Origin of the sequence: Alkalinema sp. FACHB-956 (assembly GCF_014697025.1) — a bacterium.
In the GTDB taxonomy this organism is placed as follows: Bacteria; Cyanobacteriota; Cyanobacteriia; order Leptolyngbyales; family Leptolyngbyaceae; genus Alkalinema.
In genome coordinates this window covers 28,504-48,714 of the sequence record NZ_JACJRC010000009.1, presented here as the reverse complement: position 1 = coordinate 48,714, position 20,211 = coordinate 28,504, and the positions used below count along the sequence as shown (strand labels likewise).

The 20,211-nt window shown below is 50.5% G+C and carries 17 protein-coding genes and 2 pseudogenes; 12 read left to right on the top strand and 7 right to left on the bottom strand.

Going from position 1 to position 20,211, the window contains the following annotated elements:
- Positions 1-7 precede the first annotated feature (7 nt).
- Positions 8-976: a hypothetical protein gene (locus H6G21_RS11925; protein WP_190573637.1), complete on the bottom strand. Its 969-nt coding sequence runs from the start codon at positions 974-976 to the stop codon at positions 8-10.
- Positions 977-1,028: 52 nt separating this feature from the next.
- Complete coding sequence (locus H6G21_RS11920; protein WP_190573636.1) at positions 1,029-1,532, bottom strand: DUF4330 domain-containing protein; 504 nt, start codon at positions 1,530-1,532, stop codon at positions 1,029-1,031.
- A 390-nt stretch (positions 1,533-1,922) separates the two neighbouring features.
- Between H6G21_RS11920 and H6G21_RS11915 the strand changes: the two genes are divergently transcribed.
- Positions 1,923-2,768: a M48 family metallopeptidase gene (locus tag H6G21_RS11915; RefSeq protein ID WP_190573635.1), complete on the top strand. Its 846-nt coding sequence runs from the start codon at positions 1,923-1,925 to the stop codon at positions 2,766-2,768.
- Between the two features lie 181 nt (positions 2,769-2,949).
- Here H6G21_RS11915 and H6G21_RS11910 read toward each other — a convergent pair whose 3' ends face one another.
- Positions 2,950-3,705 (bottom strand): metallophosphoesterase family protein, encoded by a 756-nt coding sequence (locus H6G21_RS11910; RefSeq protein ID WP_190573634.1) that lies wholly within the window; start codon positions 3,703-3,705, stop codon positions 2,950-2,952.
- Positions 3,706-3,941: 236 nt separating this feature from the next.
- The gene (locus tag H6G21_RS11905; RefSeq protein WP_190573633.1) at positions 3,942-4,667 is read right to left on the bottom strand and encodes a DUF1995 family protein; all 726 of its coding nucleotides are present in this window, start codon (positions 4,665-4,667) and stop codon (positions 3,942-3,944) included.
- A gap of 294 nt (positions 4,668-4,961) precedes the next feature.
- Here H6G21_RS11905 and glyQ point away from each other — a divergent pair, with 294 nt between their 5' ends.
- The 3 genes from glyQ to H6G21_RS11890 all read left to right on the top strand — a co-directional run bounded on the left by glyQ (position 4,962) and on the right by H6G21_RS11890 (position 8,275).
- On the top strand, positions 4,962-5,846 hold the full coding sequence (gene glyQ / locus H6G21_RS11900) for a glycine--tRNA ligase subunit alpha (RefSeq protein ID WP_190573632.1): 885 nt from the start codon (positions 4,962-4,964) through the stop codon (positions 5,844-5,846).
- A 59-nt stretch (positions 5,847-5,905) separates the two neighbouring features.
- Positions 5,906-6,847 carry an ADP-ribosylglycohydrolase family protein gene (locus tag H6G21_RS11895; RefSeq protein WP_190573631.1) on the top strand — a complete coding sequence of 314 codons (942 nt, stop codon included), beginning with the start codon at positions 5,906-5,908 and terminating at the stop codon, positions 6,845-6,847.
- A 387-nt stretch (positions 6,848-7,234) separates the two neighbouring features.
- Positions 7,235-8,275, top strand: coding sequence for an adenosine deaminase (locus tag H6G21_RS11890; protein ID WP_190573630.1), 1,041 nt, complete (start codon positions 7,235-7,237; stop codon positions 8,273-8,275).
- 236 nt (positions 8,276-8,511) lie between these two features.
- Here H6G21_RS11890 and proS read toward each other — a convergent pair whose 3' ends face one another.
- The gene (gene proS, locus H6G21_RS11885) at positions 8,512-10,320 is read right to left on the bottom strand and encodes a proline--tRNA ligase (RefSeq protein ID WP_190573629.1); all 1,809 of its coding nucleotides are present in this window, start codon (positions 10,318-10,320) and stop codon (positions 8,512-8,514) included.
- A gap of 331 nt (positions 10,321-10,651) precedes the next feature.
- Between proS and H6G21_RS11880 the strand changes: the two genes are divergently transcribed.
- From H6G21_RS11880 to H6G21_RS11855, 7 genes and pseudogenes are all read left to right on the top strand, one after another.
- Positions 10,652-13,186: a WD40 repeat domain-containing serine/threonine protein kinase gene (locus H6G21_RS11880; protein WP_190573628.1), complete on the top strand. Its 2,535-nt coding sequence runs from the start codon at positions 10,652-10,654 to the stop codon at positions 13,184-13,186.
- Between the two features lie 77 nt (positions 13,187-13,263).
- A pseudogene (locus H6G21_RS26220) lies at positions 13,264-13,446 on the top strand (DUF433 domain-containing protein).
- 75 nt (positions 13,447-13,521) lie between these two features.
- The gene (locus H6G21_RS11870; RefSeq protein WP_190573626.1) at positions 13,522-13,764 is read left to right on the top strand and encodes a hypothetical protein; all 243 of its coding nucleotides are present in this window, start codon (positions 13,522-13,524) and stop codon (positions 13,762-13,764) included.
- A 59-nt stretch (positions 13,765-13,823) separates the two neighbouring features.
- Positions 13,824-14,198, top strand: coding sequence for a XisI protein (locus tag H6G21_RS11865; protein ID WP_190573625.1), 375 nt, complete (start codon positions 13,824-13,826; stop codon positions 14,196-14,198).
- A 60-nt stretch (positions 14,199-14,258) separates the two neighbouring features.
- A complete protein-coding gene (locus H6G21_RS11860) occupies positions 14,259-14,654 on the top strand; it encodes a hypothetical protein (RefSeq protein WP_190573624.1) in 396 nt (131 codons plus the stop codon).
- Positions 14,651-15,080, top strand: a pseudogene (locus H6G21_RS26215) (HNH endonuclease). Before H6G21_RS11860 ends, H6G21_RS26215 begins: the two are co-directional and overlap by 4 nt.
- 405 nt (positions 15,081-15,485) lie before the next feature.
- Entirely contained in the window at positions 15,486-15,713 is a 228-nt protein-coding gene (locus H6G21_RS11855) for a hypothetical protein (RefSeq protein ID WP_190573623.1), read from the top strand.
- A gap of 62 nt (positions 15,714-15,775) precedes the next feature.
- Here H6G21_RS11855 and H6G21_RS11850 read toward each other — a convergent pair whose 3' ends face one another.
- Positions 15,776-16,222, bottom strand: coding sequence for a ubiquinol-cytochrome c reductase iron-sulfur subunit (locus tag H6G21_RS11850; protein WP_190573622.1), 447 nt, complete (start codon positions 16,220-16,222; stop codon positions 15,776-15,778).
- Between the two features lie 446 nt (positions 16,223-16,668).
- Here H6G21_RS11850 and H6G21_RS11845 point away from each other — a divergent pair, with 446 nt between their 5' ends.
- Positions 16,669-17,490 (top strand): TlyA family RNA methyltransferase, encoded by an 822-nt coding sequence (locus H6G21_RS11845; protein WP_190573621.1) that lies wholly within the window; start codon positions 16,669-16,671, stop codon positions 17,488-17,490.
- A 207-nt stretch (positions 17,491-17,697) separates the two neighbouring features.
- On the opposite strand, the gene H6G21_RS11840 is transcribed toward H6G21_RS11845, so the two are convergent.
- Complete coding sequence (locus H6G21_RS11840; protein ID WP_190573620.1) at positions 17,698-20,181, bottom strand: ATP-dependent Clp protease ATP-binding subunit; 2,484 nt, start codon at positions 20,179-20,181, stop codon at positions 17,698-17,700.
- Between the last annotated feature and the right edge of the window lie 30 nt (positions 20,182-20,211).

Sequence of the window (20,211 nt, the reverse complement as noted above, 5' to 3'; positions counted from 1 at the left end):
TGACAGCCTAACCCTCATCTTCCATTAACACCGCCCGTCTCTGGCGTTTCTTCGGACTCACCGAGATGGGCTGCTCTTCTAAGATTTCCGCTGGAGAGAGTTCTAGTAGCGGTTCTGTATCAGCAGGCTGCTGGATCGGCTGCGCTACAGTCTGTAAGGATTGCAGCGCACTGGGCGATAGTTGTTGCTGATCTATCTGTTGCTGATTTATCTGTTGCTGATTCAGGTGTTGCTGATCCAGTTGCTGCCGATCGGTCAAGGCTTGGCTCTGGCTAATGGCTTGGAGTCCTTGCCAGACCTCTTCTAGAATGATTTCCTCCGATTCTTGATTCAGCATTAACCGGAAATAGTCCGCGACTTGGCGGGTTTGTTCTGGCGTTAAGGTTTGAGCCGCGATCGCCGCTGTTAGCTCCCGTACCGCCATCAGTCGCCGTACTGCATCGGCATCGACCAGCTTGTGGATCCAATCTGAATAATTCAACGCTGGGCGATCGGGCGTCAGCTTCACCCGCTGCCCTAGCCCGAGTCCCAGCAGTCCCAGCGAGGTCATGCCCTGTAACAACAGAGCCGTGGCCACCCAGTGCTGCTCCGTTTCCGCCCAGACTGCAAAGCCCAGGTAAGCCAAAAACGTTGCCCCAACGCCACTAGCCGCTGCTAACAGAAACGTCTTGTTCCAGCCCGCTAACGTGGATTTCCAAGTGGCAAGCTGCTGCTGCCAAGCGGAATTTTGCCAGGAGGTTTGGCCATAGTAGACAGCCATCATGACTGCCGCCCCGATCGTCGTGGCCAGTACCAACCGACCATTCCAAAAGATCAACGCCGTGGTGCCCACCGCCACCAAACTCCATCCCTTGGCTCCAGACAACCACTTACGCTGCAACGTCTGAAGTACCTGAGGCGAAATTTCCAGTTCAGCAATCTCCCTTAGCAAGTGGCGCAGAAACTGCTGGGTATGCGATCGGGAAGCGGGGGCCACGATAGATCTCCTAGAGAGAATAAGTAAAGGGCAAAGCGCTTGTTTAAAGTGCTTATTTGCGAATGGCAATCACAGTGCTGTTGAAGTTGTACTCCGGGCCTTCTAGTTCCAAGGAAGTACCCACTTTGACTTTCTTGTTCCCAAACACCGGCCCATCTTCTGTCATCTTGGCATTTCCAGCCAGCGTTAGGCGCAGATCGTTAGAAAATGCCATCTCTGGCCGGGGATCGGGCAAGGCTTTAACAGATCCATCTGGTTGAGAAACAGCGACTGTTCGGGAGAGAAATTCTACTTTTTTCAAGTCAACCGAACCCGATGGCTCATTCCGAATGATGACGTTAATCCGTTGTCCTTCCTTGAGCAGTTCCTTGGGGGTCGCAGAACTGAGGCCCCGCACCAAAACATCCACTTCGATCGGGGTACCTTGGGCAAAACTACTGGTTTTACCTGGAAGTAGGAAGATGCCGCCAATGACCATCAAAATAATCAGCGCCGCACCCACATCGAGGATGCTGAACTTACCAAATAAGCGCCCTTGGGAATCGAGAATAGCCATACCGGAAATCCTTGAAGAGGAAGGCGGAAACCACGCTGGGCAAGAAATTAAGCCTTTTGTAGCATTCATCGCCGATCGTCATGAGACAGATTACCATGATCGGGGAGCATGAGCGCTGCATGACAAACTTGGGGATTCTTGAACTGGGGATTCTTGAACCGGGGATTCCTGAACTGGTAATTCCTGAAACTTGGTAATTCCTGAAACTAAGTCAGCGTCGATCGCGTCTCACAACATAATTGCCTAAATAATTGCCTAAATTGATAATTGCCTAAATTGCCTCTCAAGGATTCCAAACAATTCAAGCAATGAGTCATAGCCTCTACTGCTTCCAGTCGTAATAATCCCTTCATCTAGCCCTCCCTTACTAGAAATTTGCTCGGGTGACCCATGTTAGGTACTAAGCTCAATCGTCGTTATTATCCCCGTCGTTGGTTCTATCCGGTGCTGGCTCTGCTGTCCGCAGTGACCTTTACTCTGGCAACACCGACCGTATCCCATGCTTTAAACTGGGCTGAACTGATCATTAAAGGGATCCAAGTCGTTCAACTGTCCAGTATGTCCGATAAGCAGGAAGTGGAACTGGGCAAACAAATTAATGACCAAGTGACCCAGGAAGTCCGCATTCTCAGAAATGCTGAAGTGACTAACTACGTGAATCAAATTGGTCAACGGCTCGCCACCAAAAGCGATCGACCGAATCTGCCCTACACCTTCCAAGTTGTGGACGACGATGGGATCAATGCCTTTGCCACCGCAGGGGGCTTTGTCTATGTCAACAAGGGGCTGTTAAAGACAGCCGACAATGAAGCCCAACTAGCCAGTGTGATTGGCCATGAAATTGGCCACATTACCGGGAAGCACGCCCTGAAGCAAATGAGAGAGGCCGCAGTTGCCCAAGGTTTGATTGGGGCGGCAGGACTGAAAAGGAGTGCCGCTGTACAAATTGGTGTAGAGTTGGCGCTCCGCCGTCCCCACAGCCGCCGGGATGAATTTGATGCCGATCGCCGGGGCTTGATTAACCTGAGCAAAGCAGGGTATGCCCAATCGGAAATGGTAGCCTTTATGCAAAAGTTGCTCAGTGGCAAATCCAGCATTCCCACCTTCCTGAGCACCCACCCTAACACCGCCGATCGGGTTGCAGAACTGAAGAAACAAATTGATAAAGCTCCTACCAATGGCAAAGATGGCCTCGATGGAGCGGGCTATAAATCTAAACTGCAAGCTCTGCGATAGCTCTGATCCCGCGATCGTTCTAGCCATTGCAATAGGCAAGCGGCGACATTAGGGGCCTTTCGGTTCATAATGTCGCCGCTTAAAAAAGTCGTCGCTTAAAAATCCAGTTGTCAGATTTAAAATGCCGTTGTCAGAGGTTGGGCACGGTCGTCCAGAACGGCTTGAGTGGTCGGGAAAGCTGCTAAAGAACCAGCACCGATCGTCGCCGACTCATGGACTCTGGCTGAATTTGCACCAGCATTTCCGCGAGGGGTCTCACCCGAACTGCCAGGGTTTGAACGTTGACTTGATAGACCTTTTGGGCAGTCGTATCCAAAGCCGTTAGCCAACCACTTTTGGGATGGTAGGCTCCCGTATCAATATCCAGCCAACCATTACCTCCCACAATCTCCCCCGGAGACACCCCTGAGAAGGTAAAGGTGATGGTGTGCCCAGTGATAATTAATTTGTCAGGGAAGTAAGGACGCAGGATAGTGTGGAATTCCTCACGGATCCAGCAGAATTGATGGGGTGTCTGTTGCTGGAGGGGGATTTCCGGATGAACCCCGGCATGGACGAGCCAGAGATCCCCTAAATCCAAATACGTGGGTAACGTTTGCAACCAACCCAAGTGATCCAAAAGAGTTTCAGCATTTTCATAGCTGGCCATGGTGGCCTTCCCCCCACTCTGGAGCCATGCTTGGAGAGCAGGGGCAAATACCTGGCCCTGGGGAAACGATTCCAGGAGCATTTGCTCATGGTTGCCTAAAACACAGCCATAACCATGATTGCGCACAAATTCCACTACTTGAGCGCTCTTGGGGCCACGATCGATCAGGTCTCCCAAGAAATAAATTTCATCGAGAGTCGTGGGTGCAAGCGTCTCAAACAGCTGCATCAGCCCATCGTAGTGGCCGTGCACATCACCAATCACAATACGTCGAGGAACCTGACTCATTCAATTCTGCACAAACGGGGTGACAACTGGAACACTGAGAAAAGTCGTGCAACCTTAACCGCGATTTCTTGAACGCAATCAGGCAGCTAGCAATTCTACTCTGGCTCATCCATTGTTCCCGGAAGAGTTCAGGGATTTACGTTCAATCTGCCGCGAGCATTTTAATACAAGGATTTGGCAGAAAAAACTCCGTCATTTGGCAGAACTTTGGGTCAGGTTCCGGTTCCATTACGGCATTATCGACCGAGGGCTTTCAAAAATTGCTGTAGTTCTGCGGCCCAACCCAGCTTTTTGCGAGTATTTCCTGTAGCGGAATTTAAAATTGCCTCTAATTGTTCAGAGTCCGGTTTTTCCCGTTCTTCAGCAATGGCTTGCCAGGTGCCTTCCCGTTCTAGCCAGACTTGCCAGGGGGTGGGATAGAACCGAGTCAGGGCCGTTTCGTCATCCAAGGGTCGTAGGTAATAGCAAGGTTCGATCGTGTTTAAAAAGCGCTCCCGCAACATCCGTCCCGCATAGCCAATCCCAACGATGCTGATATCCTCCAGCCGTGGGTTGAGCAAAATAACCGGCACCCCTGGCGCTGCATTGCAAATTTCCTCCAGCGGATTGACTTCCACGGAAGTGGGGGATACCACCAGATAGAGCTTATCTTCACCGTCTACCTGTTCCTGTACCGTTGTGGTTTGCCGGGATCCCGCCACGTCAATGCTGCGGAACTGGTAGGGCACGTCACCCCAATTCCGCTTTGCCCAAGCTGCCGTTCCCGCATCGGTGAAAAAGACCTTAATCCCTGCACCAAACTCGCTAAACGCCTCCACAAAAGTTTGCGCGATCGGCATCACCTTTAGTTCCGGAAAGAGGAACTCAACGGATAGGCGAGTGTATCCCGCAGCAATGGCCGCTTTCGTTGCGTCTTGGGCTTGGACGATCGCGTCTTCGAGGGTGTTAGGCAGTGCGGTCATAGCGATTTGTTGAATTAAGGTTGAATCGTAGGGGATTGAAAAATGGGATGTCGTTTGGGCAAGTGTTTCGGGGTGAAAAACTGCAATCCCGATCGCGGGAATTACCCAATCCGGACTGATCCAAATCTATTGTGTCAGGTTTGTGTCAGGTTCCCGATCTCGATTCCGGGGAAGGGCTGGCCTCTCCCGTGCCTTGGCGGTCACAATTTACGTCACAATTTGCGTCACAATGAATGAACGTCAAAAATTGACGGTTAAACACGAACGGTTAGCGTTGCTTGGAGAGGTTTGGTTGTGAATTTCCAGTCGGTGATTGCGGCATTGCATCAATTTTGGAGCGATCGGGGGTGCTTGATCGTGCAGCCCTACGACACCGAAAAGGGCGCTGGAACCAAGAGTCCCCACACCTTTTTACGCGCGATCGGGCCGGAACCTTGGTCAGTGGCCTACGCAGAACCCTGCCGTCGCCCAGGGGATGGCCGCTATGGTGAAAACCCCAACCGTGTCCAGCACTACTACCAGTACCAAGTACTGATCAAACCCTCTCCAGAAAATATTCAAGAAATCTACCTCGACTCCCTGCGGGTGCTGGGTATTCAGCCGGAGGATCACGACATCCGCTTTGTGGAAGATAACTGGGAAGATGCCGCCGTGGGTGCGTGGGGCGTCGGCTGGGAAGTCTGGCTGGACGGCATGGAAGTCACCCAGTTCACCTACTTCCAACAATGCGGCGGTATCGACTGTAAGCCCGTTTCCGTTGAAATCACCTACGGCTTGGAACGGCTGACCATGTACCTGCAAGGCGTGGACTCGATCTTCGACATCCAGTGGAACGACAAGCTGACCTACGGCGACGTGCACCTGCAAGGGGAAATTGAGGAATCGACCTATAACTTTGAAGCCTCCGATGCTGATTTGCTGTTCAACCTGTTCAAGCTGTACGAGCAAGAAGCCGTGCGCTTGATGGAGCGAGAATTGGTGCTGCCGGCCTTTGGCTATGTGCTGAAGTGCTCCCATACGTTTAACCTGCTGGATGCGCGGGGCGTGATTTCCGTAACGGAGCGGACTCGCTACATTGGTAAGGTGCGCAATCTCTCCCGCCAGGTGGCCACGCTGTATCTCAAGCAGCGGGAAGCTTTGGGATTCCCCTTACTCAAGGGAGAAGTGGCTAAGGTGTAGCTGGCTCATTAGTGTAGCTGGCTCATTCAATTAACGTTGCGCCATGGAGTGAGCGGAAGATGGTCGATCGCGCCGATCGGATTGCCGGAGGTTTATTGGGACTGCTGGTGGGGGACGCCTTGGGGGTGCCCTACGAGTTCCATCCGCCGGAAAATCTGCCCCCGATCGACCAGATTGAGTTCAACCCCCCCCAGGGATTTCACCGCACCTACGCGGGAATTGCGCCCGGTACTTGGTCAGACGATGGAGCGCAGGCTTTGTGTTTGCTAGCGTCGCTGTTGGAGTGCGATCGCTTTGATCCCGATGACTTTGGCCGTCGTTTGCTGGCCTGGTACGACGATGGCTACCTGGCGGTGGACAGCCATGTCTTTGATGTGGGCATTCACACCGGGCGGGTCTTAAGCCAGATTCGCCGAGGGGTCAACCCGTTGCAGGCAGGCATGATGGATCCCAACGCTAAGGGCAATGGGTCGTTGATGCGATCGCTGCCGATCGTGCTCTGGTGCCAGGGGAGCGATCGGGAACTGGTGGAACTGGCCCATGGGCAATCCCAAGTCACCCACGGGGCAATCACCTGTCAGGTCTGTTGTGCGTTGTATTGCCTCTGGGGTCGCGCCATTCTGGAAGCGATCTCCAATCCCTGGCCAGCGGCGGTGGGACAATTACGGCAAATGTACGCAGATAATCCCACGGATTGGGCAGATCATCTAGCAGATTTGGAAACGTCCGTGCAGCCGGAGGCCGCGATCGTGGGTCAGGGCAGTGGCTACGTGGTAGATTGTTTACGATCGGCGCGATTAGCTTTACAAAGAGATCATTTTGAGGAAGTGGTGAAAACCGCGATCGCCTTGGGCAACGACACCGATACGACGGCCTGCGTTGCGGGAGGCTTAGCAGGATTACACCATGGGATTCAGGGCATTCCCGATCGCTGGCAACAACAACTCCGGGGGCAGGAAATTTTGCAACCGTTACTCGACGCGCTAATGCAACGGTGGTAATTAGCGGTTTTTAATTCGCGATCGAGCATTTATTCCAGCAGAATTCATGCAAGCTTAGATAGGTTACGGGATGTTTTAAAAGATTGCTGTCTTCTGGTAGACGGTCAAAATCAAAAATATTGATTATGATCAATTACTAACTAAGAGACTATCCATATTTTTCGTCTACAGAACTGTTTGCGGCAAGGTTTTTGACAGAGGTGCGACGAATGGCCGCTGTCCGTTAGGCCCAAGAAAACCCCTGCATTGCAAATTGAACCTTTGGCAACTCTGATTCACGATGGGCTGGACGATCGCTGAGATTGCGCACCGTCTGCTTCGGCTAACCTATCGGTCTACGGAATTCGCCAATTAAAACCTATATTTTGAATTACCTGAGAGGTCATCGTGGCTCTGTATGCAGAACTCCACCGCCACTTAGGCGGCTCCGTCGTACCTAGAATTCTCTGGCGCTATTTGCAACGCAGCGAATCGCACTTATTGCAACGTTTTTCCGACTATCCCAACTTTGAAGATTACTACACCCGTCCGCGCAACACGCTGGAAGAATACCTAGAACTCCACAGCTTAGTGGAAAGCGTCCAAACAGCGGAAACCTTGCCCTACTTTGTCTATCGCCTGCTGCGCGGGGCCTACGTGTTTGAAAATTTGGCCTATTTGGAACTGCGCTACACACCCTATCTGCGTACCGACGAACATCTCAGCCAATCCGATCGCATTGCGCAAATGGCCGAGATCGTTAACATTGTCGGCAAGGCGAGTAAACAGGTGGAATATCCCATCGTAACCAGCCAAATCGTCTGTATGCACGCGCAGTTGCCCTACGAAGTGAATCGGGCGATCGTCGATTTGGCGATCGAACAGCCCCATTTTATCTGCGGGATTGACCTAGCAGGCAGCGATCGGCTCTATGGGGAACGCATGGAGGAATTCATTAAACTCTATGCCTATGCCCGATCCCATGGCATTAACACGACGGGTCATCTGTATGAGACCCCCAATGGCTGTTACCCCGAATTGCTGCCCTACCTCATGCGCATTGGCCATGGCATTCAAATTCCTTTACGCCATCCGGAGTTACTCAAGGAAGTTGCCGCGAATCGTCAGTGTTTAGAGGTCTGTCCCTCTACCTATCCCAAAACGGGAACCTTACCGGATCTCTCTGAGTTGAAGCAAGTGTTCGATCGTTGCTTTGACGCAGGGGTAGACATTGCCATTTGTACCGATAATGCGGGCTTGCACAATGTACGGCTGACCCAGGAATACGAAAACCTGTTGACGCTGGATATTATCGGCTTTGATGAGCTACAAGCCTGCCAGGAAGCGGCCTTCCGCCATGCCTTTGCCTGGTCCTACGGGGAGCGTCCAGCAACGCTGCTGCATAGCCTCTTGCAGGCAAAATCCCAGCGATCGATGCAGATGGTGTAATGGCCAATCAACCGGCAATTGCGATCGGGTAATTGCGATCTGCCAATGGTAATCAATCAACAATAAAGCGATAAACCCTGTGTCTCGTTTCAGGGTTTATCGCTATTTCAAAGTGCTATTTCAAGTGCTATTTCACATCGATCGAAAAGCACTGAGTAACGTGAACAACATGATCAAGCAAACGCTATCCAGAATCACTATGTGAATGGCTGTGACAGCACTTACTGTGACAGCACTTACTGTGACAGCGCTTCATTGACCCATTGCTTCAAGGTTGCCACCACTTCCGTCACCAGGACTTCCTGGGCTTCCTTGGTGGCACGTTTAACCACTTCCACCTTGCCCTCCTTCAGGGCCTTCCCCGTCACGACTCGGAACGGAATGCCAATCAACTCGGAATCCTTGAACTTGACGCCTGCCCGTTCATCCCGATCGTCCAGAATCGTTTCCACCCCGGCTGCATTGAGTTCCGCGTAGAGCCGTTCCGCTGTTTCCACTTGGGTGGTGTCGTTAATGTTCGGAATCACGACCACGGCATGGTAGGGCGCGATCGCTACGGGCCAGATGATACCGTCTTTGTCGTAGGACTGCTCCACGGCGGACTGGGCTAACCGGGATACGCCAATGCCGTAGCAACCCATGACGAAGGGTTTATCTTCACCCTGTTCGTTGGTGAAGGTTGCGCCCATGGCCTTGGAGTACTTGGTACCCAATTGGAAGATATGGCCTACTTCAATGCCCCGCGCCGTTTGTAGGGTTTGGCTGGCATCATGGCTAGCCCGATCGCCCGCTTGGGCTTTGCGCACATCCACGACTAATTTGGGCTGGGCGAAATCGCTGCCCCAATTGGCTCCAACGACGTGGTAGCCGACTTCATCGGCACCCGTGACGAAGTTTTGCAGATCCGCTGCGGTTTGATCCAGCACTCGGATGAACTGCGGCACAATGCCCTCGGCCTTTTGCAGATAGTCATCGCCGATCGCGGGGGACAGATAGCCCAACGGTAACGGTTGCGCCGTCCATTTCTTCTGGGCTTCGGCTTCCGGGACCGTCAAGCCAATCACCGTCGTGGCTTTGTAAGTTGCAGCTAGCTTGGTCAGTTCATTTTGCAATTTGACTTCGTTCACGTCCTGGTCGGCGCGGATGCTGACGATCGCGGCGGCAATCACACCATTGTCAAACACCACCTGGTAGAGCACGTTTTTGACGATCTGGGTGGCGGAACAATCCAGGAATTTGCAGAGTTTTTCGATCGTGTCTGTGCCCGGTGTTTCCCGTTTTTCAAAGCTTGTAAAGCTAGACGCTACTGCATCGATGGGTAAGGAAATAGCTTTTTCCACGTTGGCGGCGTATTTGCCATCTTCCGTGTACAGCACTTCATCTTCGCCTGCTTCCGCCAGCACCATGAACTCCTGGGAACCGGAACCGCCGATCGCGCCGGAGTCTGCATCGACTGCTCGGAACTTCAGACCACTGCGCCGGAAAATATTGCAGTAGGCATCGTGCATTTTGGCGTAGGTATCTTTGAGGCTGGCTTCATCGACGTGGAAGGAATAGGAGTCCTTCATGATGAATTCCCGACCGCGCATCAGGCCAAAGCGAGGCCGAATTTCATCCCGGAACTTGGTTTGAATCTGGTATAAGTTGACGGGCAACTGGCGGTAGGAGCGCACCATATCCCGCGCGATCGCGGTGATGACTTCTTCGTGGGTGGGGCCGAGGCCGACTTCCCGCTCCTGGCGATCGACCAGGGAAAACATGATGCCTTCTGCTTTGGTGTAGACATCCCAGCGGCCCGATTCTTTCCAGAGTTCCGAGGGCTGCAACTGGGGCATCAGCAATTCCTGGGCACCGGCTGCGTTCATTTCCTCGCGCACGATGGTGGACACCTTTTGCAAGACCCGCCACATCAGCGGTAGGTAGGTGTAGAGGCCGCTACCAATCCGCCGAATAAACCCCGCCCGCACCAGTAACTTGTGGCTGGGAATTTCTGCATCCGCCGGATCCTCGCGCAGGGTGACGAACAGCATTTGAGAAAGTCGCATAGGTGCCCTTTTCTAGAAAGCTCAATAGACCATGGTTCAGTGTAGAGCATTCTGGCAGGGGATGAAGGGGGAACCCCAGAGGAGTCTGGGGGATCTCCATCACGTTCACCCCTTGCCCTACGCGGCACTTAATTAGAGTTAAGGATGGAGTTTCGGGGCGGACGGGAGAAACGGTATATGGATCCAGTAAATCATGAGTGTTAGGGGAAGGAAATGAGGGCAGAAATATTTGGGAAAAGTTGATGGTTTATCCGAAATTCTACGGAATCGCCTTGTATGGTAGTTCTAAGGCTGCTGTTAGGGATTAGCGGTAAGTTTGGGGGATATTCCGATGGTGTGGATGCCAGATCAACAGATTTTTAATGGCCATTACACGATCGTGGATGAGCTAGGTGAAGGGGGATTTGGTAAAACTTACCTAGCGACGAATCTTCAAGGAAAGCAGGAAGTCATTAAAACACTAAATGACAAAATTCTCTACCATCCAAACCGGGATAAATTAACGCAGGCTTTTTATGATGAAGCCAATCATTTATTCAAGTTACATCAGGCCCATCAGAACAATCCTTGGATACGTCATGTGGTGCAAGTGACGCATTTGTTTCGGGAAGGGGATGTACCTTGTTTTGCGATGGAGTATTTGGATGGGGAGTCTTTGGCCGATCGCTTGAGTGCAGGTGTGATCCCAGAGGCGGATGCGGTGCGCTGGATTGAGCAAGTGGGAAGAGCTTTGGAGTTGGTGCATCGGGAGGGGGTTTTGCATCGGGATATTAAGCCGGAGAATATCATGCTGCGATCGGATGGGTCGGCAGTGCTGATTGATTTTGGGATTGCGAGGGAGTTTAGACCGGAATTGACCGCACAAACTCATACGGTGATGGGTTCGGAGGGATATGCACCGCCGGAGCAGCATGATGAGCGGGCGCAGCGGGGGCCGTTTACGGATGTGTATGCGTTGGCGGCAACGTTGTATGAGTTGTTGTCGAGGGTGCATCCGCAGGTATCTTGGGCGCGGTTGCAAAAAGATGAGATGCAGCCGTTACAGTTGATGAATCTGGGAGTGAGCGATCGGGTTTGTGAGGCGGTGATGGAGGGGTTGCGGTTGGATGGGCGGTTGCGGCCTCAGTCGGTGGGGCAGTGGTTAGGGCGGTTGTTGGGGGAGAAGGTGACGCCAAATGAAGAGAGAACTTTAACATTATCAGGTGAGCAGGTAAGCCTACCACCGAATAGTAGCGATAGGCATCATCAAAAATCTATTTTCTTAAATGTACAGCAGAATATCGTTCACAAAGTGCAAGATTTTGGACGCTGTTTAGTAAGACTCATCAACTCTCTTCAGACTATGATAAAAATCATAGTTAGAGTCAAATGGTACTACCCAGTGGGTTTGACAATTATTCTTGTAATTATATTTTTCCAACAGCCCATCACTAAATGGGTTCAATCAGTTCAAGGGAATTTTATAAATCTAAATCTGCCATTAATTCAGGCTTTCAATGGCTTTAGTTTAGAAAGAATGCTAGAGTCAAAATCGAATAATAATCGTGGTCAGATGATTGTTCAAGAGAATGGAAAATTATTGGCAGATTTGAATAAAGATAGTATTAAGATTTGGAATTTTTACACGGGTGAATTATTGACAAATATACTAGTCAAAGAACTTCGACCAATAACTTCTAGCTATGATGAAATTATTGCGATCAGCCCAGACTTTAAATATTTGATTAGTCGTCATGATAGCAAAAACATAATTTGGGAATTGCCAGCTTTAACTGAGAAAACTTTAGAAAAACCAAAGAAACGATTGTTGCCAATTAAGATTTCCGAGAATGATGATATTCAGGTCAGTTCAGATTTCAAGTATTTAATCACTCGTAAAGATCAAGAGGTATCATTGTGGAACTGGAGTAGACCAGATCAATTACTTGGCAATTTAATTCTTGATAAGGGCGATATTGTAAAATACAATGACAAATATTTAATTGCTCATAATTACAAAAATCTAACAGTTAAATTATGGGATTTAGAAAATACAAAAAAAATACTTAGTTCTAGAAAATTATCTTCAGAAGGTAATTTTCTAGAACGTCGAAATTTTTGTAGTAGTGACAACGTAGTTTGTCAAATAAATACTCTTGAGCAAGATATGATATACAATCTTGAAAATCAACTTGGAGAGCCTATTTGCCCTAATAAAAATTGTTACTATGATGAAAGAAGTGGATATATTATTCAACGTAATGATTTCAAAATTTTAAATCTAAGAACTAATGAAGAATATTACTTAAAAAGCTCTCAGAATAACAGTATTATTGGTGATAAGGAATCAAAAACTTTTTACTTTGATAAAGAGCATAAACAGATTCTTGGTATTCAGCCCGGTTCCCAGCCCAGAATTAGAATTTACAGACTTAGAGATGGTGTCTTAACTGCTACTATTCAAGCAGATTCTGTAGATATCCCCAATTACGTTAAGCATGTTCAAACCAGCTTGAATGGACAAAGACTGTTTCTTTTTGCATGTGAGTCTAATGATGCAAGTTTTCACGATGCTGTATACGTCTTGTCCAAAACATGCTATCTAACAGTTCATAATCTCCAAACAGCAGAAAGTCTTGCACTTCTTAAAGTCCAAGGTAATGATTATGGAGATAATGAACTTTATATTAGTCATGATCGGAAAGTCATTGCGATCAATTCTAGTATGGGTAATGGAAGTAGTATTCAACTTTTGGATCTAAATAGTGGAATACTTACTCACCATCTGAAAACGAGGAAGATTAGCTCAATATCTTTCAGCTCAGATAATAAATATCTATTTGCACAAAGTGACAACGGGATTGAAGTCTGGAAACTTCCGAAATAGCAATAGCAGTTTTATTAGTATTTTACTAGATATTCGTTTTAGCCATTTGAATAGCGGAATCAACTCTGAAGATTTATATGAATTACCAAATCTGCATCGCCATCGATTCCAACATCCTTGTCGGCAAACCCATCATCCAAGGCACCCGCCTCGCCGTCGAATTCATCATCGACCTCCTCACCCAAGGCACTTAGCACCGACGAAATCCTCCGTAACTACCCAGGACTCCCCCCGAAGACATCCGAGCCTGCCTCAGCTAACTCTGTCAGCCCAATACCCTAATCCGATCGTGGGTTACGCTAGGATAAGAGTTGTTGGACTTGAGGGAGTTCGCCATGCCAGCGATCGATGAAATTTCTGTCCAGGTGCCCCCAGATATTGCCCAAGCCTATCGCCAATCTTCATTGGAGGAGCGGCAACAATTAGCCATGCGGATTGGTGCAATTTTGCGCCAGAACTTTAGTCAGCCAGTCGAAGCTTATCAGCAACTTCAGCGATCGATGGATAAGCTAGCGGCTGAAGCACAGCAGAATGGATTGACACCGGAAATGTTGGAGTCAATTTTGAATGACGAATAGTTTACGGCGCTTTGTCCTGGATACAAATGTAATCTTTGTCCTGGATACAAATGTAATCAATGGATAAACTAACCGACTACCCACAACTCATCGAACGCATCCTCACCGACTACATCAGCCTCTGCAACCGTAACCCCAACCGCCCCCTCGAAACCTTTCTGATCGCCGATCGCGACCAAGGTCACTACATCTGGATGACCCTCGGCTGGCAAAATGGCAACCGCACCACAGGTATGACCGTCTACGTCCGCCTCCAAAACGGCAAATTTTCGATCGAAGAAGACTGGACAGAAAATGGCATTGCCAACGATCTTCTGGAAGCAGGCGTTCCCAAAGAAGATATTATCCTCGCTTTCCAAGATCCCCAAATGCAACCCTATACAGGCTTTGCCACAGAGTCACCTAAAACACCCACGATCGCTCTCACCTCATAATCCTCTTGTCTGCCATCTTCAATTATCCTAGAAGAAAGTCTTGCGCAGCCGTGAACCACTATGGCCACCCCGATTACCCTTCAACTCTCCGATCGCCTCGTCGAGCAGGCAAAACGAGTGGGAAACATGACCCAGCAGCAGGTTGAATCCGTACTGGGGGACGCCCTAGAAATGGTGAGTTTAACGTGGGATTCCCTATCTGAAGAACATCTACCCCGACCGATCGCCACACTCTCTGATTCTGAAATCATTGCCCTAGCCCTAGCCAAAATGTCTCCCGAGCAGCATGAGCGTCTCGGCGACCTGCAAGCGAAAGGGAAAGAAGCGGGATTAACTGAATCAGAACGTTACGAATTACTGGCCTTGCTGCAAATCTATCAACTAGGGCTGCTACGCAAATCAGAAGCGATCGCAGAAGCCAAGCAACGCCAATTGCCCTTGACTTTAGAAGCATGAGTCGCTTTTCAGATGCCACCAAACGTCGCGTTAGAGCAACCGCAAAAAATCGCTGTGAATATTGCTTAAGCCATCAAGATTATCTAATGGGCTGGCTCCAAGTTGATCATATCTACCCTCTCTCAAAGGGTGGCACTGACTAATGATGAAAACCTATGCTTAGCGTGTGAGCTATGTAATCAGTATAAATGGAATCAAACAACAGCGATCGATCCACAAACGCAAATCACGATCGATTTGTTCAATCCCCGTCAGCAGTTGTGGTCTGACCATTTTACTTGGAGTCAAGATGGCACCGAAATTATCGGATTAACGGCTTGCGGACGAGTCACTGTAGAAGCCTTAAAGCTCAATAATTCCCTAGCAATTAGGGTGCGAAGCAACTGGGTCAAAGCTGGCTGGCATCCTCCCTCAAACACCCAGTAATTCTGTCCCTACCCCAAAACAGCCATAAAGCGTTGGCAAATCGTAGGTTTTGAAGGGTGCCAATTTCCCAAGCTGTTGCCAGATGCCACGTTACCAAACATCACAACCTTGCAAACAATCGCAAAATAGTTGACAGCGCCTTAGTTTACCCCTAGGCTTGTTTTTCATAGCTGAATGAAACCGTGTGCGTTAAGTCCCGATTGAATCAGCTACGACCCCAAAAATTAAGGCGCTACCCAGCGTTGTTTGCACCAACAAAGGGTAGCTAAACCCCGAGCTGATTACGGCAGCTAGGCGGTCTGACACGGATTTTAACATTCGATCGGGCCACCCTACTTGTCCTGCGCAAAAGGGTGGCTTTAATTTTTGGGATTTCCTCCCCCATCTACACCCAGGAGAAATCCCATGTTTACTGGCTTTGGCGGCACCGATCGCCCCGAAACTTCGATCGACGATTCCCGCAGACCCTTCCAAATCTACCTCCTCGGCACCCGCGAAGAGATCCAATCCACCATTAACCAACTGCAAGTGGTGCGATTCTGCGAGCGCATTCGTTGGAGTCCCCCCATCCCCGTCCTCGGTTCCGACTGGAAATACATCAGCATGATGGAGCGCGATCGGGCGACGGAGTAAGTCGATTTAAAAACCGGGATTTTTAAAAAATCCCGGTTTTTGGGCGAGGCGCGATCGATGGATTAGGTTTCGACCAAAACCTTACCCCCTTCCACTTTGACGGCATAGGTAGCAAGGGGTTTACCTGCGGGTTTCGTAGGTTCACTACCATCGGCAGCGTAGGTGGCTCCATGGCAGGGACAGACAAATTTCTGCTGGTCAGCCTTCCAATCAACGACACAGCCCTTATGGGTACAGGTGGGATTGACGGCGATGATTTTATCTTTGACCTTAACAGCCACAACAGGCTTATCACCCGCTTGACCTTTGATAAAACCCGCTTTGTCCAGATCTGCGGCTTCCCCGATCGCGATCGCATTGGTGGTAGCAGGTGGAGGCGGTAACTGGCTGGCCCCCGTGGAAGGCGTAGTGGACGCAGAGGGTTGGGACGAGCAAGCAGCGATCGCAACGGGTAATGAACTAGCAATCCAACCTAGACCCACCCAACTAACAAACTCACGACGATTCATCCAATATCTCCTCCATCTTGGAGCGCGAAGACTGGCTTTACTGTAGCTTGTCTAATTTGGGATAGACAGTTCCTTCACTGACCTTAATCGGCGTTGTTAATTTGTAATCCACCATGGGTTCAAGACCAGGGGGATCACACTGCCTACAGACTAACTGCCTCACCCCTTTGAACCAATCACTCACACAACAAAAAACAGCGATCATCACCTCTTCGAGAGTATACATTTCTCCCTCAGGGAATAGTAAACTTCAGGGAATAGTAAAGTTACATCTCTAGCATTCTCCTAGGGACTTTCTCGGCAAAGTTTTAGTTATATATCGTGTATTCACATTCACTTAGCCATTTGCCCTAACCGATCGTTGCTGCACTCTGAAGTATGTGCTCTGAACGATCCAGTCCCAACTCATGGGATGATGGATTCTCGCGTTTTATCTGTTGCAACCCATGCCCAAACAACGCCTTGATAGTCTTTTGGTCGATCGTGCCCTGTGCGAATCCCGGCAGCAGGCACAGCGCCTCATTCAGGCCGGAGAAGTCATGGTGAATCAGCAGGTTGTGGATAAGGCTGGAACAGAGGTTGATATTAATGCAACGATCGACATTAAGGCCCGCTCCCGTTTCGTCTCAAGGGGCGGTGAAAAGCTCAGCAAGGCCCTGGAACGGTTTGAAATCCCAGTGACCGATCGCGTCTGCTTGGATGGGGGAATTTCCACGGGGGGGTTCACAGACTGTCTACTGCAATTCGGTGCGCAGCAGGTCTATGGCATTGACGTGGGCTATGGACAGGTGGCCTGGAAGCTCCAGCAGGATCCTCGCGTTATTTTGCGAGAACGCACCAATCTCCGTAGCCTGACCCCTGAGGACTTATATGCCGCAGAGGCCCCCCGCCCCAATTTAGGCGTTGTGGATGTGTCTTTTATTTCGTTGGTCAAAGTTCTACCAGCCCTATGGGCCTTGCTCAGTGAGCCCCGTGAAGTGGTGCTACTGGTCAAACCACAATTTGAAGTGGGCCGAGAACGGATTGGTAAAAAAGGCGTGGTGCGCGATCCGAAGGATCAAGCCGATGCGATCGCCCAGGTTTTAGCCGCAGCCCAGGCACTCGGTTGGCAGTACTGTGGGTTGACCTACTCGCCGATTACAGGGCCAGCGGGCAACATTGAATACTTGTTGTGGCTGAGTATGCAGGGCTTGCAAGCTGCACCGGGCCTTGAAGAACTGCGGAAACTGGCCCAAACGGCGCGGGCGACCCTGACAGCGGACACTTGAGACGGGCCATTTTACTGACAACCCACTGACAACCTACCGTTGACACAAAGTTGACACAAAGTTGACACAAACTATTTCTGATAAGAACTATTCCTGACCACTAAAAAGCGGAGCTATTGCTAGCTCCGCTTTTCGTAGGAAGGTACCTAGAAGGTATCTAAATTAAGTCATTAGCAACCAAACTGTTACCCTGGGCAGGAATCTGCACTAGGAGTCCGCTCCCTGCGGTAACAATTCACGGTTGTCCTGACCTTTCAGCACTTTCACCTGACCCGCTTCATCCACATCAACGATGGCGGTATCTCCTTCACGGATCCGCGCAGAAAGAATTTCTTCTGCTAGAGAATCCTCTAAGAGGCGCATAATGGCGCGACGCAGAGGCCGTGCCCCATAGCTGGGGTTGTAACCTTCTTCGATCAGCCGATCCTTGAAGCGATCGGTGACTTCGAGGGTAATTCCCTGATCAATGAGCCGCTTGAAGACTTCCTTGAGGAGAATTTCGGCAATTTCCTTGACTTCGTCCTTCGTCAATTGACGGAAGACAATGATTTCATCCAGACGGTTTAAGAACTCTGGGCGGAAGTATTGCTTCAACTCTTCGTTCACCAGCGATCGCAGACGGTTGTACTGAGATTCGTTGGGATCCTCGGTGGAGAAGTCAAATCCGAGGGTATTGGCCCCTTTCTCAATCACCTTAGACCCGATGTTCGAAGTCATGATGATCAAGGTGTTTTTGAAGTCTACCGTACGGCCCTTGGAATCGGTCAGACGACCATCTTCCAGGATTTGCAACAGTAGGTTAAAGACATCGGGGTGGGCTTTCTCGATTTCGTCGAACAGCACGACAGTGTAAGGACGACGGCGAACCGCTTCGGTTAACTGGCCGCCCTCGTTGTAACCGACATACCCAGGAGGCGAACCCACCAACTTCGAAACCGTATGGCGCTCCATGTATTCCGACATATCCAGTCGGATCATGGCTTCTTCAGACCCGAAGAAGTAGGCTGCTAGCGCTTTAGTCAGCTCGGTTTTACCAACCCCGGTTGGCCCAGAGAAGATAAAGCTGGCGATCGGACGGTTGGGGTTTTTCAAGCCCACCCGTGCCCGACGAATGGCGCGGGAAACGGCCTTCACCGCTTCGTCTTGGCCAATCAAGCGGGTATGCAGCGTTTCTTCCATGTGCAGAAGTTTCTCGGACTCGGTTTCCGTGAGTTTGTTCACGGGAACGCCCGTCCAAGAGGCTACGATTTGGGCGATATCCTCTTCCGTCACCACGGGTGGAGGCGCTGTATCCGTAGCTGATTCGTTCTTGCGGGTTTGGCTGAGCGCTTTCAGTTGTTCGCGCACTTCCATTTCCCGATCGCGCAGTTGTCCTGCTTTGTCGAAGTCTTGGGTACGAACTGCATCGTCCTTTTCCTTCAGGACTTGACGCAGTTCCTCATCCAACTCCTTCTCAGCCGGAGTGCGTTGGTACTTCAGCAAGCGCACCCGAGATCCCGCTTCGTCGATCAAGTCGATCGCCTTATCGGGCAGGAAGCGATCGGAAATATAGCGATCGGCCAGTTTGGCAGCCGCATCCAGCGCTTCGTCGGAAATTTGCAGCTTGTGGTGCTGCTCGTACCGTTCCCGCAATCCGCGCAGAATTTCGATCGTTTCTTCAACGGTCGGCTCACCCACCATGACAGGCTGAAAACGCCGTTCCAGGGCTGCGTCCCGCTCAATGTGCTTGCGGTACTCATCCAAGGTGGTGGCACCAATACATTGCAGCTCACCCCGAGCCAAGGCAGGCTTCAGGATATTGGCGGCATCGATCGCGCCTTCCGCAGCCCCCGCCCCAATGAGGGTGTGGACTTCATCAATCACGAGGATCACATTCCCAGCGGAACGAATCTCATCCATGATTTTTTTCAGGCGCTCTTCAAATTCACCGCGATACTTGGTTCCAGCGACCAGGAGACCCACATCCAAGGTGACAACCCGCTTTTCTTCCAGGATATCGGGGACATCTTGGTTGGCAATGCGTTGGGCCAGACCTTCTGCGATCGCAGTCTTACCGACACCGGGTTCCCCAATGAGAACCGGATTATTTTTCGTTCGGCGACCCAGAATTTGGATCACCCGTTCCACTTCTTTTTGACGACCGACAACGGGATCAAGTTTGCCGTCGGCAGCAAGCTGGGTCAGATTTACCCCAAACTCGTCCAGGGTTGGGGTCTTTGTTCGACCACTTTGACCGCCCCCTGCGCCAACCTCTGCTGTTTCGCCCAGCATCCGAATCACTTGGGTGCGCACCTTGGAGAGATCAACGCCGAGGTTTTCTAAAACTCTGGCGGCGACACCCTCACCCTCCCGGATCAGCCCCAGGAGCAAGTGTTCCGTTCCGATATAGTTATGTCCAAGTTGGCGAGCTTCCTCCAGGGAGAGTTCCAGAACTCGTTTAGCCCGTGGTGTAAATGGAATCTCAACCGCGACGAAGCCGGAGCCCCGTCCGATGATTTTCTCAACTTCGATGCGAGCATCCTTAAGGTTCACACCCATGGACTTGAGAACCTTGGCGGCAACGCCTGTTCCTTCGCCGATCAAACCCAAAAGGATTTGCTCGGTACCCACAAAGTTGTGACCCAAGCGGCGAGCCTCCTCTTGGGCAAGCATGATCACCTTAATGGCTTTTTCTGTGAAGCGTTCAAACATGGCGTTTTTCCATTACCTGCTGCGTGCCGG